This is a genomic window from Streptomyces sp. NPDC034085 (genome assembly GCF_055575555.1).
Window position 1 is genome coordinate 134,753 of sequence record NZ_JBVISL010000014.1, and the last position, 14,401, is coordinate 149,153.

General features: G+C 74.6%; 12 protein-coding genes. 8 read left to right on the forward strand and 4 right to left on the reverse strand.

Annotation, left to right across the window (positions count from 1 at the left end):
- Positions 1 to 151 precede the first annotated feature (151 nt).
- The 4 genes from ACZ501_RS32575 to ACZ501_RS32590 are packed head-to-tail and all read right to left on the reverse strand — an operon-like array spanning position 152 to position 3,124.
- Entirely contained in the window at positions 152 to 1,075 is a 924-nt protein-coding gene (locus ACZ501_RS32575; RefSeq protein ID WP_468800216.1) for a slipin family protein, read from the reverse strand.
- Positions 1,076 to 1,129: 54 nt separating this feature from the next.
- Entirely contained in the window at positions 1,130 to 2,032 is a 903-nt protein-coding gene (locus ACZ501_RS32580; protein ID WP_361597861.1) for an aminoglycoside phosphotransferase family protein, read from the reverse strand.
- Positions 2,033 to 2,048: 16 nt separating this feature from the next.
- Complete coding sequence (locus tag ACZ501_RS32585) at positions 2,049 to 2,507, reverse strand: DUF4439 domain-containing protein (protein ID WP_361597858.1); 459 nt, start codon at positions 2,505 to 2,507, stop codon at positions 2,049 to 2,051.
- Positions 2,504 to 3,124, reverse strand: a complete 621-nt coding sequence (locus tag ACZ501_RS32590) for a hypothetical protein (RefSeq protein WP_361597855.1) — start codon at positions 3,122 to 3,124, stop codon at positions 2,504 to 2,506. Before ACZ501_RS32590 ends, ACZ501_RS32585 begins: the two co-directional genes overlap by 4 nt.
- A 114-nt stretch (positions 3,125 to 3,238) precedes the next feature.
- On the opposite strand from ACZ501_RS32590, the gene rimP reads away from it, so the two are divergent.
- The 8 genes from rimP to ACZ501_RS32630 all read left to right on the forward strand — a co-directional run bounded on the left by rimP (position 3,239) and on the right by ACZ501_RS32630 (position 14,313).
- Complete coding sequence (gene rimP, locus ACZ501_RS32595; protein ID WP_361597852.1) at positions 3,239 to 3,751, forward strand: ribosome maturation factor RimP; 513 nt, start codon at positions 3,239 to 3,241, stop codon at positions 3,749 to 3,751.
- A 2-nt stretch (positions 3,752 to 3,753) separates the two neighbouring features.
- On the forward strand, positions 3,754 to 4,755 hold the full coding sequence (gene nusA, locus ACZ501_RS32600) for a transcription termination factor NusA (protein WP_361597849.1): 1,002 nt from the start codon (positions 3,754 to 3,756) through the stop codon (positions 4,753 to 4,755).
- Positions 4,756 to 4,923: 168 nt separating this feature from the next.
- Positions 4,924 to 5,211: a YlxR family protein gene (locus ACZ501_RS32605; protein WP_361597846.1), complete on the forward strand. Its 288-nt coding sequence runs from the start codon at positions 4,924 to 4,926 to the stop codon at positions 5,209 to 5,211.
- Positions 5,212 to 5,360: 149 nt separating this feature from the next.
- A complete protein-coding gene (gene infB, locus ACZ501_RS32610; RefSeq protein ID WP_468800218.1) occupies positions 5,361 to 8,441 on the forward strand; it encodes a translation initiation factor IF-2 in 3,081 nt (1,026 codons plus the stop codon).
- Positions 8,442 to 8,606: 165 nt separating this feature from the next.
- On the forward strand, positions 8,607 to 8,900 hold the full coding sequence (locus ACZ501_RS32615) for a DUF503 domain-containing protein (protein WP_361610452.1): 294 nt from the start codon (positions 8,607 to 8,609) through the stop codon (positions 8,898 to 8,900).
- Positions 8,901 to 8,933: 33 nt separating this feature from the next.
- Positions 8,934 to 9,389 (forward strand): 30S ribosome-binding factor RbfA, encoded by a 456-nt coding sequence (gene rbfA, locus ACZ501_RS32620; protein ID WP_361610450.1) that lies wholly within the window; start codon positions 8,934 to 8,936, stop codon positions 9,387 to 9,389.
- On the forward strand, positions 9,386 to 10,321 hold the full coding sequence (truB, locus tag ACZ501_RS32625) for a tRNA pseudouridine(55) synthase TruB (protein WP_361610448.1): 936 nt from the start codon (positions 9,386 to 9,388) through the stop codon (positions 10,319 to 10,321). Before rbfA ends, truB begins: the two co-directional genes overlap by 4 nt.
- A gap of 236 nt (positions 10,322 to 10,557) precedes the next feature.
- Positions 10,558 to 14,313, forward strand: coding sequence for a serine protease (locus ACZ501_RS32630; RefSeq protein ID WP_468800220.1), 3,756 nt, complete (start codon positions 10,558 to 10,560; stop codon positions 14,311 to 14,313).
- The last annotated feature ends 88 nt before the right edge of the window (positions 14,314 to 14,401 follow it).

Below are 14,401 nucleotides of genomic sequence, written 5' to 3' on the forward strand. Positions count from 1 at the left end.
GGGCCCCTCCCCGCCCTTCGCCCGTTCCCCGGGGGCTCCGCCCCCGGACCCCGTTCTCCGGTTCAGCCGGCGCGTGAGGCGACGGGCGCGCAGCGCGCCCGTGCGGGGGCGGCCCCGCGCAGCGGCAGCCCCCGTCGGCCGACACGGCGCGTCAGGAAGGCGTCGCCGGCGGCCCGGGGGTCGTGGCCCGGGGCGGGGCGATGGCGGCCTCCGCGGGGCTCTGGGCCGGGGGAGCGACAGGGGTGGCCTCGGCGGGGCTCTGGGCCGGGGGAGTGGCCGGGGCGGCTTCGGCCGGGTCCTGGGCCGCCGGAGGGACGGGGGCCGCGCGCTCCAGGAAGCGCAGCAGTTCCACCGGGAACGGCAGCACCAGCGTCGAGTTCTTCTCCGCCGCCACCGCGATCACCGTCTGCAGCAGCCGCAGCTGGAGCGCCGCCGGCTGGTCCGACATCACCGCCGCGGCTTCCGCCAGCTTGTGCGAGGCCTGGAGCTCCGCGTCCGCGTTGATCACCCGCGCGCGCCGCTCCCGGTCCGCCTCCGCCTGCCGTGCCATCGAGCGCTTCATCGTCTCGGGCAGCGACACGTCCTTGATCTCCACCCGGTCGATCTGCACGCCCCAGCCCATCGCCGGGCTGTCGATCATCAGCTCCAGCCCCTGGTTGAGCTTCTCGCGGTTCGACAGCAGGTCGTCCAGGTCGCTCTTGCCGATGATCGACCGCAGCGAGGTCTGCGCCATCTGGGAGACCGCGAACCGGTAGTCCTCGACCGCGACGATCGCGCTCGCCGGGTCGACCACCTTGAAGTAGACCACCGCGTCCACCCGCACCGTGACGTTGTCCCGCGTGATGCCCTCCTGTGCCGGCACCGGCAGCGTCACGATCTGGAGGTTCACCTTCCGCAACCGGTCCACGACCGGAACGATCACGGTGAACCCGGGCGGCCGCACCCCTTCCCGCAGCCGGCCGAGGCGGAAGACCACGCCCCGCTCGTACTGCTTCACCACCCGGGCGGCCGCGCCCAGGTACACCGCGACGCCCGTGGCGGCGGCGATTCCCGCTGTCAGCAGTTCCTCGACCATGACGGCCCCCTGCCGGACATACCTACCTATTCACGGTATGCCCGCCGGCCCGCCCTACAACCAGGCCGCGAACTCCAGCAGCAGCTCCGCGTCCCGCCGGCGTCCCGCCGCCAGCGCCCGGCAGCCCGACTCCACCGCCCGGAAGACCGTCCAGCCCCGCAGCCGGTCCCGGTCCACCTCCAGGGAGTCGGCGAGCTTGTTCACCCGCCGCCGCGCCCCGGACGCCCCCGCCGAGGCGGCCACCTGGTCCTCGAGCCGGTCCCGCACCAGCCGGGCCAGGTCGTAGGCCCGCTCGCCCACCAGCGGGTCGGGCCCCACGGTCAGCCACGGCGCCCGCTCGCCCGCCAGCACCTTGCCCTGCCGGAAGTTCCCGTGCAGCAGCAGCTCCTCGCCGGGCGGGCCGGTCAGCTCCTCCCGCAGCGCCACCGCCGTGTCCGCGAGCGCCCGCGCCTCCGGCGGCGCCGACCGCAGCGCCTCGCACTGGGCGGCCGTGCGCTCGGCCACCGTCTCGAACGGGTGCCCCTCGGCCGGCCGCACCCACAGCCGGCGCAGCGTGCCGCAGGCCTCCAGCAGGGCCTTGGCCTCCGGCAGCGAACGCAGCGACACGTCCGGGTGCAGCCGTTCCAGCAGCAGCGCGCCGTCCTCCTCGTGGTGGCGCGTGTCCAGGACCCGTACGGCTCCGAAACCGCCCCAGTGGGCGAGCGCGGCCAGCTCCCGGTCGGGCCGGGCCGTCGGCGGCGCCAGCTTCAGGGCGGCCGGGGTGCCGTCGGGGTAGCGGACGAGCAGCAGCAGACTGCTGCGCCCGCCCGGGGCCTGGACCCGCTGGGCCGCGACGTCCCGCCGCTTCAGAGCCTCCTCGGCGAGCTCGGGCAGACGCCCCAGCCACTCCGTGTCCCGCTCGGCCGGCGGCAGTTCGCCGAGTGCCCGTACGAGCCGCTGCGGCGGTTCGAAAGCCATGCGTGCGTGGTCCCTTTCAGCTGGTACGGGCCTGCTCCGAGCGTTCCGTGAGCCCAGGGAAGGCTACGCCGGTACCGCGCCACCGTGCCGCGCGCACGGCTGCGGCGCTCAGCGCGTCAGCCGCCTCGCGGCGCAACTGGCCGTCCGCCGACCGCACCAGGTCGGAGTACGCGCCCGCCACCCGGTCCTCGATCTCGGCGGCCAGCCGCTCGGTGTCGTCGGGGGTGCGCAGCTCGAAGGGCAGCGCGTACGCCGCCTCCGCGGCCTGCGGCGCGCCGCCCAGCTCCCGCACGGTCCGGGTCAGCCGGTCGCGGCGGGCCAGGTGGCCGCCGTACGCCTCCCGTGCCTCCGCCGCCCGGGCGGGTGCGACGCGCGCGCCGATCACCCCGTACCCGTACGCCGCCGCGTGCTCGGCGGCCAGCGCGGCCTGGGCGGCCCGCAGGGCGCCGCCGGCGGGGGAGGGCGAGGGCTTCACGAGGCGGCTCCCGGGGTCGAGGTCAGCAGGTAGGCGTGGACGGCCCCGCAGGCCGCCACCGAGGCCAGCAGCCGGGCGAGTTCCCCCGGGGCGGCGGCCAGGGCGATGGTCCGGGCCTCCGACAGGCTCCGCTCCGCGTCCGCGAGCGCGCTCAGTGCCTCGGCGGGCTGCGGCGGTACGGCCTCGCGGCTCGCGGCCGGCGGGCCGGGCGCGGGCGCCGCGGCCCCCGGGGCGGCCGGGGAGGGCGGCGCAGTCCTCGAGGACGGCTCGCGGGCGGCGGGGTCCGCGAAGGCCAGGGCCGCGGTGTGCTCGGCGACGGCGGCGCGCAGCGGTGCGAGGCGCCCGGCGAGGGCCGGATGGGCGGCCGCGGTGGTGTCGTAACGTTCCAGCAGTCGCTCGCTGTCACGAACGGCGCCTTCCCGCATCCGCCGTTCGAGGGGAATCCCGCTGCCGGCGCCGGGGGCGTCGCCGCCACCGGTGCACCCGGTGAGCAGTACGGCCCCGGCCGCACCGGCGGTTCCGACGAGCAGGCTCCTTCGTGAGGGCGAGGGCCTCAAGGGCGTGGTCCAGGGCACGGCGGCGTCCTCGGGGGTGATGACGGGGCAGGGTGTGATCACGGTACCCGGGGGTCCCGTCCGGAGCGCGGACGGCAACACCCTCCGCGACCGGATACCCTTTGACCTGACACGACGGAAAACCACAACAGCACACGCGGCCGAGGAGTCACCCGGATGAGCACGACCCAGAGCGACAGGCTGCGCGGACTGCTGGAGCCGCTCGTCGCCGCCAAGGGCCTGGACCTCGAGGACATCGAGCTTTCCAAGGCGGGCAAGCGGCGGATGCTGCGCATCATCGTGGATTCCGATGAGGGTGTCGACCTGGACGAGTGCGCCGAGCTGAGCCGTGAGATCTCCGACCGGCTCGACGAGTCCGACGCGATGGGCGAGGACGAGTACAACCTCGAAGTCAGCTCCCCCGGCGCGGACCGCCCGCTCAGCGAGCACCGTCACTACGTTCGGGCGATCGGCCGCCTCGTGAAGTTCCAGCTGTCCGCCGAAGGTGGAAAGGATGCCGGCGAACTGGTCGCCCGCATCCTCGGCGTCGACGACGAGGGCATGGACCTCGAAGTTCCGGGTGTGAAGGGCCGCAAGGCGACCGCCCGTCGTATTGCTTTCACCGACATCGCCAAGGCGCGGGTCGAGATCGAGTTCAGCCGCAAGGACAAGAAGGAAGAGGAGGCGTAGCCGTGGACATCGACATGAGTGCCCTGCGGGGTCTGGTCCGGGAGAAGGAGATCTCCTTCGACCTGCTCGTCGAGGCGATCGAGTCGGCCCTCCTCATCGCGTACCACCGCACGGAGGGCAGCTTCCGGCGCGCCCGCGTCGAGCTCGACCGTACCAACGGTCACGTGGTCGTGTGGGCGACGGAGGACCCGAGGGACCTCGAGGAGGGGCAGGAGCCCAAGGAGTTCGACGACACGCCGTCGGACTTCGGACGGATCGCCGCGACGACCGCCAAGCAGGTGATCCTCCAGCGTCTGCGCGACGCCGAGGACGACCTGACCTTCGGCGAGTTCGCCGGCCGCGAGGGCGATGTCATCACCGGCGTCGTCCAGCAGGGCAAGGACCCCAAGAACGTCCTCGTCGACATCGGCAAGCTGGAGGCCATCCTGCCGGTGCAGGAGCAGGTCCCCGGCGAGGAGTACACGCACGGGCTCCGCCTGAAGACGTACGTCGTCCGGGTGGCGAAGGGTGTCCGCGGTCCGTCCGTGACCCTGTCGCGGACCCACCCCAACCTGGTGAAGAAGCTGTTCGCCCTGGAGGTCCCGGAGATCGCCGACGGAAGCGTCGAGATCTCCGCGATCGCCCGTGAGGCCGGCCACCGCACCAAGATCGCCGTCCGGTCCACCCGCTCCGGTCTCAACCCGAAGGGCGCCTGCATCGGCCCGATGGGCGCCCGCGTGCGCAACGTGATGGCCGAGCTGCACGGCGAGAAGATCGACATCGTCGACTGGTCGGACGATCCGGCGGAGATGGTGGCGAACGCCCTGTCCCCCGCGCGGGTGAGCAAGGTCGAGGTCGTCGACTGGGACACCCGCTCCGCGCGGGTGACCGTGCCCGACTACCAGCTGTCGCTGGCGATCGGCAAGGAGGGCCAGAACGCCCGCCTCGCCGCCCGGCTCACCGGCTGGCGCATCGACATCCGGCCGGACACCGAGGCACCCGAGGACGCGGACGCCCGCGCCTGACGGACCGGTGTGCCGGGCGCCCGACCGGGAATAAACCAGTACCGGCCGGGGGTTTCCGGCCGGTAGACAGGTACTCCGGCACGCCGGAGCGCCGTACGAGACCACAACGACATCCGTTCGATTTTTCCCCTGAAGGGGTGAGGTCGGTACGGGGAGGTAGACTTAGGCGTGTCTGGCCGGACGCAAGCCCGCGCATGCCCCGAACGCACCTGTGTGGGGTGCCGGGAGCGAGCGGCCAAGAGCGATCTGCTGCGCATCGTGGCGGTCGGGGACGCATGCGTCCCGGATCACCGCGGTACGCTGCCCGGCCGGGGTGCCTACGTGCACCCCGCCGTGGTCTGCCTCGACCAGGCGGTCCGCCGCCGGGCGTTCCCCCGGGCCCTCAGGTCCGCCGGAGCGCTCGACACGGAGGGACTGCGCACTGCCCTGGCCGTACCGGCCGAGGCGACCCCGTAAGAAAGAAGTACGGCACGGACACCCCGTGCGGTCAGGTACCTCGCGAGTTGGAAGTAGGTCGAGATTGCGATGAGCACTCGATGAGTACGCGATGAGTACGCCCATGAAGTAGCGACGGTCCGGCGTAACCCGGACCTAAAAGGAGCGATGTGGCTAAGGTCCGGGTATACGAACTCGCCAAGGAGTTCGGGGTAGAGAGCAAGGTCGTCATGGCCAAGCTCCAAGAACTCGGTGAATTCGTCCGTTCGGCGTCCTCGACGATCGAGGCGCCGGTTGTACGCAAGTTGACTGACGCACTGCAGGGGCCCGGCGGCAACGCCGGCAAGTCCGCTGCGAAGCCCGGCGCGCCCCGCAAGGCCGCGCCCGCCAAGCCCGCGGCGCCCTCCCCGGCCGCCGCGGCACGTCCTGCCGCCCCCAAGCCCGGCGCACCGGCCCCCAAGCCGGCCGCTGCCGAGGCTCCCGCGGCACCCGCCCCGGTGACTCCGGCCGCTCCCGGCCCGCGTCCCGGTCCCAAGGCTCCCGCCCCGAAGCCCGCTCCGGCGGCTCCCGTGGCGACCGAGTTCTCCGCGCCTCCGGCGGCCCCGGCGCGTCCCGCCGCGGCCCCCGGCCCCCGTCCGGCGCAGCAGCGCCCGGCCGGCCCGGGTCAGGGTGCCCGTCCCGGCGCCCCGCGTCCGGCCGGCGCCACCCCCGGCGCCCAGGCCCCGCGGCCCGGCGGCGCACAGGCCCCGCGTCCGCAGGGCTCCCGTCCGGCCGGTCCCCGTCCGGGCAACAACCCCTTCACCTCCGGCGGCTCGACCGGCATGGCGCGCCCGCAGGCGCCCCGTCCGGCCGGCGCTCCGCGTCCCGGTGCCCCCGGCGCCGGCGGCCAGGGTGCCCCGCGTCCGCAGGCCGGCCCCGGCGGCGCCCCGCGCCCGCAGGGTCCCGGCGGCGCCCGTCCCACCCCGGGCGGCATGCCGCGTCCGCAGGGCGGCGCTCCGCGTCCCGGCGGTGCTCCCGGCGGTAACCGTCCGAACCCGGGCATGATGCCGCAGCGTCCCGCTGCCGGTGGTCCCGGTCCCCGTCCCGGCGGCGGCCCCGGTGGCCGTGGTCCCGGTGCCGGTGGCCCGCGTCCCGGTGGCGCCGGTCGTCCCGGCGGCGGCGGCTTCGCCGGTCGTCCGGCCGGTCCGGGCTCGCGTCCGGCCGGTGGCGGCTTCGGCGGCCCGCGTCCGGGTGGCGGCGGCTTCGGCGGCGGTCCGGCCGGTGCCGGCGGCGGCGGTCGTCCCGGCTTCGGCGGGCGTCCCGGTGGTCCCGGTGCCCGTGGTGGCACGCAGGGCGCCTTCGGCCGTCCCGGCGGTCCGGCGCGTCGCGGCCGCAAGTCCAAGCGCCAGCGTCGCCAGGAGTACGAGGCCATGCAGGCCCCGTCGGTCGGCGGCGTGATGCTGCCGCGCGGTGGCGGCGAGACCGTGCGCCTGTCGCGCGGTGCCTCCCTCACCGACTTCGCGGAGAAGATCAACGCCAACCCGGCGTCGCTCGTCGCCGTGATGATGAACCTCGGCGAGATGGTCACGGCCACCCAGTCCGTGTCCGACGAGACCCTCCAGCTCCTCGCCGGCGAGATGAACTACACCGTTCAGATCGTCAGCCCGGAGGAGGAGGACCGCGAGCTCCTCGAGGGCTTCGACATCGAGTTCGGCGAGGACGAGGGCGGCGAGGAGTTCCTGCTGCCGCGTCCGCCGGTCGTGACCGTCATGGGTCACGTCGACCACGGTAAGACCCGACTGCTCGACGCCATCCGCAAGACGAACGTCGTCGCGGGCGAGGCCGGCGGCATCACGCAGCACATCGGTGCGTACCAGGTCGGTACCGAGGTCAACGGTGAAGAGCGCAAGATCACCTTCATCGACACCCCGGGTCACGAGGCGTTCACCGCCATGCGTGCCCGTGGTGCCAAGTCGACCGACATCGCGATCCTCGTGGTCGCGGCCAACGACGGCGTCATGCCGCAGACGATCGAGGCGCTCAACCACGCCAAGGCCGCCGGCGTCCCGATCGTCGTCGCGGTCAACAAGATCGACGTCGAGGGTGCCGACCCGGTCAAGGTGCGCGGTCAGCTCACCGAGTTCGGTCTGGTCGCCGAGGAGTACGGCGGCGACACGATGTTCGTCGACATCTCCGCCAAGCAGGGTCTGCACATCGACTCCCTGCTCGAGGCCGTCGTCCTCACCGCCGACGCCTCCCTCGACCTGCGGGCCAACCCGGAGCAGGACGCTCAGGGTATTGCGATCGAGTCCCACCTCGACCGCGGCCGCGGTGCCGTCGCCACCGTCCTCGTCCAGCGCGGTACCCTCCGCGTCGGCGACACGATGGTCGTGGGCGACGCCTACGGCCGCGTGCGCGCCATGCTCGACGACAAGGGCAACAACGTCGAGGAAGCGGGTCCGTCGACCCCCGTCCTGGTCCTGGGTCTCACCAACGTCCCCGGCGCCGGCGACAACTTCCTCGTCGTGGACGAGGACCGTACGGCCCGTCAGATCGCCGAGAAGCGTGCTGCGCGCGAGCGCAACGCCAACTTCGCCAAGCGCGTCCGCCGGGTGTCCCTGGAAGACCTCGACTCGGTCCTCAAGGCCGGTCTGGTCCAGGAACTCAACCTCATCATCAAGGGCGACGCGTCCGGTGCGGTCGAGGCTCTCGAGTCCTCGCTGCTCCAGCTCGACGTCGGTGAAGAGGTCGACATCCGCGTCCTGCACCGCGGTGTGGGTGCGGTCACCGAGTCCGACATCTCGCTGGCGATGGGCTCCGACGCCATCGTCATCGGTTACAACGTCCGTGCGGCCGGCCGTGCCGCGCAGATGGCGGACCGCGAGGGCGTCGACGTCCGGTACTACTCGGTGATCTACCAGGCCATCGAGGAGATCGAGGCGGCCCTGAAGGGTCTGCTCAAGCCGGAGTACGAAGAGGTCGAGCTCGGTACGGCGGAGATCCGCGAGATCTTCCGCTCGTCCAAGCTGGGCAACATCGCCGGTGTCCTGGTCCGCTCGGGCGAGGTCAAGCGCAACACCAAGGCGCGGCTCCTGCGCGATGGCAAGGTCATCGCCGAGAACCTCACCATCTCCGGTCTGCGCCGCTTCAAGGACGACGTCACCGAGATCCGCGAAGGCTTCGAGGGCGGTATCAACCTCGGCTCCTTCAACGACATCAAGATCGACGACGTCATCGCGACGTACGAGATGCGCGAGAAGCCCCGCGCGTAAGCGCACGGCGGAACGCACGTGTCGTAACACCGTGTCGTAGCACCGGGGCCGGTCGGCGGAATATCCGTCGATCGGCCCCGGCCGTTGCGTGTACGGTTCTGGTGACCCTGCCGAGCGTCGGCCGGCAGGCCACCGAACCCGCACCGGCGGGATATCCGGAACTGCATGTACGTGGGGACTCTGTCCTTCGATCTGCTCCTCGGCGACGTCCATTCGCTGAAGGAGAAACGCTCCGTCGTCCGGCCCATCGTCGCCGAGCTCCAGCGCAAGTTCGCCGTGAGCGCGGCCGAGGTGGGCGACCAGGACCTGCACCGCAGGGCCCGTATAGGGGTCGCCCTGGTGAGCGGGGACGCGGGGTTCGTGTCGGACGTACTCGACCGCTGTGAGCGGCTGGTCGCGGCGCGTCCGGAAGTGGAGCTGCTGTCCGTGAGACGGCGGTACCACGGTGATGAAGACTGATTGCTTGTCTGCAAGGAAGAAGGAGACGGACCAGTGGCCGACAATGCGCGGGCGAAGAAGCTGGCGGACCTCATCCGGGAGGTGGTGGCCGAGAAGCTGCAGCGCGGCGTCAAGGACCCCCGCCTCGGTACGCACGTGACCATCACGGACACCAGGGTCACCGGCGACCTGCGGGAGGCCACGGTCTTCTACACGGTGTACGGCGACGACGAGGACCGGGCCAGCGCGGCAGCGGGCCTGGAGAGCGCCAAGGGCGTACTGCGCTCCGCGGTCGGCCGGGCGGCGGGAACCAAGTTCACGCCCACCCTGACCTTCGTCGCGGACGCCCTCCCGGAGAACGCCAAGACCATCGAGGACCTCCTCAACAAGGCGCGGGCCTCCGACGCCCAGGTGCGGGAGGTGTCCTCTGGCGCGCAGTACGCCGGCGAGGCCGACCCGTACAAGAAGCCGGGCGAGGACGAGGACGACGAGGACGCAGCCGCGGAATGAGCAGCAACGCAGGGAAGACTCCTGGGGGCCCCTCCCGGCCGGAGGCTGCGGGAGGGCTCGTCATCGTCGACAAGCCGTCCGGCTTCACTTCGCACGACGTGGTCGCCAAGATGCGGGGGATCGCCAAGACCCGCCGCGTCGGCCACGCCGGCACCCTCGACCCGATGGCGACGGGCGTCCTCGTCCTCGGCGTCGAGAAGGCCACCAAGCTCCTCGGCCACCTCGCGCTGACCGAGAAGGAGTACGTCGGCACGATCCGCCTGGGCCAGAACACCCTGACGGACGACGCCGAGGGCGAGATCACCTCCTCCGCGGACGCCTCCGGGGTCACCCGGGACGCCGTGGACGCGGGGATCGCCAAGCTGACCGGCGAGATCATGCAGGTGCCGTCCAAGGTCAGCGCCATCAAGATCAAGGGGGTGCGCTCCTACAAGCGCGCCCGCGACGGCGAGGACTTCGAGATCCCGGCCCGGCCGGTGACCATCTCGTCGTTCCAGGTGTACGACATGCGCGAAGGCGAGGCCGAGGACGGCACCAAGGTCGTCGACCTCGTCGTCTCCGTCGTCTGCTCCAGCGGTACGTACATCCGCGCCCTCGCCCGCGACCTGGGCGCCGACCTCGGCGTGGGCGGCCACCTCACGGCGCTGCGGCGCACCCGGGTCGGCCCGTACAAGCTGGACAAGGCGCGCACGCTGGACCAGCTCCAGGAGGAGCTGACCGTCATGCCGATCGGCGAGGCGGCCGCCGCCGCCTTCGCGCGGTGGGACCTGGACGCCCGGCGGGCCTCGCTGCTCGCCAACGGCGTGCGGATCGAGATGCCCGACGAGTACCGGGACGGCCGGACCGTCGCCGTGTACGGGCCCCAGGGGCAGCTGCTCGGGCTCGTGGAGAGCAAGGGCGGCAAGGCGAAGTCCCTCGCGGTCTTCGTCTGAGCGGGCCCTGCCTTTGACGTGGAGCGGTGAGCGCACACGGACTGCTGCTCACCGCTCCACGACCCCCCTCGGATAGGTCTTTATCCACGCGGAGCCCCGGATTCACCCGTCCGAGCAGGCGCTCGGAGTGAATGCGGGGAGCGTTGGGGGGCGCTTTCGCCTCCGTGCTTTTCGCGCTGATCTTCACTTGCCTACCGTCGTGCACACGGGTCCCGTGGCGGGGGAGTGGTGCGGTGATGACGGACGAGGTCACGGGCGGGACGAGGGGCGCCGGCTCCGGTGCGTTCGCGGGCGGTGATTCCGGGGGCGGGGCCTTCGCTGGGGGCGCCTTGGCGGGCGGTGCCTTCGCGGGCGGTGCCTTGGCGGGCGGTGCGGAACTGGTGGTGATCCGGGACGTGGCCGGGCGGGTGCGCGGGAGCGGCTTCGTGGCCGACGACCGCGGCACGGTGGTCACCAGCCACGAGGCCGTCGACGGACTGGCGCGGGTGGTGCTGCGCGCACCGGGGGAGCGCACCTGGCTGGCCGGCGCCGACGACGTGACCGCCCTGCCGGAGCTCGGGCTGGCCCTCGTACGCAGCGACGGACTCGGTGTGCGGCCGCTGCCCGTGGCGATGCGCGAGGTGATCCCTCCGGGGACGTACGTACGCCTGCCCGCGCGGGGCTGGCGACAGGCGCGGGTGCTCGGGGCGGGAGCGGAGGTCGCCTACACCGCGACCGGCTGCTTCCACGCACTGCCCGCCACCGTCGAGCTGGCCATCGGCACGGACGGCCGGGACGCGCTGCGGCTCGGCGGCGAGGCCTGCGGGGGGCCGGTCCTCGACGCGGGGACCGGAGCGGTGCTCGCGGTACTGGGCCCTGCTCTCGCAGCGGAACACCGCTCCGGCAGCTTCGCCGTGGCCCTGCGCGCGGCCGCCGCGCAAGCACCCGACGGCCCCCTCGCCGCGCTGCTGGAGCGCAACTGCGCCACGGTGCCGGGATACGGCGCCGACCTCAACCTGGCCGGAGCCCTGGAGCTGACCGCCACCACCGTCGGCTCCGCGTTCCCCCCGGCCGCCGCCGCCGAGCCCGTGCCGGAACCCGTACCGCGCCCCGCGCTCGCCGCCGGCCTGGCCGACTTCACCGCGGGCGCGGGCCTCGTGCTCGGGCTGATCGGGGAACCCGGCACCGGGCGCACCACCGCCCTCGCCGCCCTGGCCGCCGACCGGGCGCGCGGACCCCGCCCCGCGCCGACGCTCTGGCTGCGCGGGGCCGACCTGCGCGGCGGCGACACCTCCCTGGCCGACGCCGTGACCCGGGCCCTGGCAGCGGCGGCCCGGATCATCACCGCGGGCGCGGGCGCGGGCACGGGCGCCGAGCGGGCTTCGGGCTCGGGCGCCGACCGGGCTGCCCGTCGGGCCGGGGATCCCGGTGCCGGTCGGGCGGCGGGTCCGGGAGACCGGGCCGGCGGTTCTGGGGCCTGCCGGGTCGGGGGCGTTGGTGCCGAGCGGGTCGGGGGTGCTGCCGCCGGACCGGTCGGGGGGCCCGGGGGCGCGGCGGGTGCCGGCCGGACGGGGGCCGTCCCGCCCGGGTGTGCGCCGTCGGGGGTGGCGGACGCGGCGGACGGGACCGGTGAGCGCGTGGCACGGCTCGCGGACGCCGCCGGACGGGCGCTGCTGGTGGTGCTGGACGCCCCCGAGGAGATGCCGCCGCAGCTCGCCCACCGCCTGGAGCCGTGGACCGAGGCCACCGCCGGCTGGCTGCGCCGCACCGGGGCCCGGCTGGTGGTCGCCGCCCGGCCCGAGTACTGGGAGCGGGCCGGCGGCCTGTACCCGCCGGAGCTGCTGCACACCCCGGCCCGCGCCGCCCGGCGGATGCCGCCCGCGCTGCCCGTCGGGGACCTGACCCCCGAGGAGGCGCGGACCGTCCGGGCCCGCCTGGGCATCCCGGACGACGCGGTGCACAAGGCCGACGCGCGGCACCCGCTCACCCTGCGCCTGCTCGCGGGGATCCGCGCGGCCGAGGTGACGGAGGGCCGCCCGGGCCGTGACGAGGTCTTCGCGGCGCACCTGGACCTGGTGGCCCTGCGCATCGCCGTCCGCATCGCGGCCGCCGGCGCCGGGCGCGGGCCCGGGGCCGCGGTGCACGGCCCCGGGGTGCGGCGGCTGGCGGCGCGGGTGGCCGGGCGGGTGCACGAGGCCGCCCGGCGGTGCCTGGGCCCCGGGCAGGGCCAGCTGGACCGGGCCGCCTTCGAGGAGCTGTTCCCCTGGCGCACCGGCTGGGCCTCCGCCGTCCTCACCGAGGGCCTGCTGGTCCCGGCGGGCCCCGGCTACCGCTTCGCGCACGAGGAGCTCTCAGACTGGCTCCAGGGCGGCCACCTCGACGTACCGGGCGCCCTCGACGACCTCGTGCACCGCGGCCCCGCCGCATCCGGCCCGCCCGTACCCCGGCACCGCATCGGACCCGTCGTGGAAGCCCTGCGCAGGCTGCCTGCCACCGAACTCCACGAGACCCTGGCCGCCCTGGTGGCCACCCTGAACGCCTTGGCCCGAGGGGCCCCGCCGGGCGCTTCCCCCCAGTCCGCCCCGGCCGGCGCGCACGCCGACCGGGTCTGGTGGGCCTCGCGGCTGGTGCGCGGGGTCCTGCTCGGCGCTCCCGACGCCACCCCCCACCTGCCCGTCCTGCGCTCCCTCGCCGAGCACGTGGCGCGGGCCGCCCCGGGCGAGTTCGGCGGCTGGTTCTGGAACCGGCTCCGGCTGGCCGAGTCCGACCGCCTCGACCTGCTGCGCCGACTGCTGCCCTGCGACCACCGCTACCTGGAGGCCGCCGCCCGCCGGCTGGCCCGCGCCCCGCAGCTGGTGTTGCCCCTGCTCTGCGCCTGGTTCACCGACGAACGCAGGCTGCGCGGCCGCCCCGGAGCCACCGTGGCCACCGCGGCGCAGGCGCTGCTCCACACCCACCGCGGCCTCGCGCCGGACGACCTCACCGAGGCCCTCGTCGGCGCCGCGCACCCCCGAGCCGACGAACTGCTCGCCGTCCTCGCGGAGGACGAGCCGTCCGCGCTGTCCAGGGCAGTCGACCGCTGGGCCCGCGACGAGCGGCCCGAGCGCCGGGTGGCCGCCGCCGCGTACGGTCTCGCCACCGCCCCGCACGTGCGGGCCGCCGCCGACCGGGAGCTGCTGCGCCGCGCCGCCGAGGCCCTCCTCGACCGGCCCGGCGACGCCGCCCTGCACGGCAGCGCCCTCGCGGTGCTGCTGCGCGACCCCCAGGCCCGGGCCCGCTACCTGCCCGACGCCCTCGCCTGCTTCCGCGCCCCCGCCGGCGGCTCCCGGCTCCCCGCCCGCGCGCTGGTCGCGGCGCTGCCCGTACTGCCCGAGCCGGACGCCGTGTTCGAGGCGCTGCGGGAGCGGAGCGACGGCGAGGTGATCCGCGCCCTGGCCGCGCTCACCACCCCGGGCCTGGCCCGCCGCGCCGGCGACCTCGTACGGGACCACCTCGCCCGCCACCCCGAGGACGCCCCGCACGCCGCCGCCTTCGTCGACCGGCGCCTGGACCAGGGGCCGGCGGCCGGGCCGGTGCTGCGCCCGCTGGTCCTGGGCCTGCTGCGGACCGCCCCGCCGCCCGTACGGGCCGCGGTGGCCGGCGTACTGGCCGCGCCCGGAGCGGAGTCCTCGTACCCGCTGCGCGCCGAACTGGCCGACGTCCTGCTGCGCGAGGAGGCCGATCCGGCGGTGCTCGGCGCGTTCCTGGCGGGGCTGGCGGCCGGGAGCGGCCGGCGCCCGGAGGTCCGTACCCGCGAGCTGCTGCGGCGCACCGGGCGGCAGCTGCTGCGGGCACCGGGCGGCCCGGCGGTGTTCGAGCACCGCACGGTGGAGCTGGCCCGGGCCGATCCGGTGTTCGGGGCGCTGGTGTCCCGCTGGCTGACGGACGCGGCGACGGAGGCGGCGGCGCTGCTCGGGCCGGGCGCCCGGCGTACCGTGGAGACTCTTCGTAGAGCCGCGCCGGACATTACGTGAGGCGGGGAACGATTCCGGCCAGAGCCGATGCGGGGCCCCGGCCGACGGCATGGCAGTCTTAGACCTGCAATCGGCAATCCGGTACAGG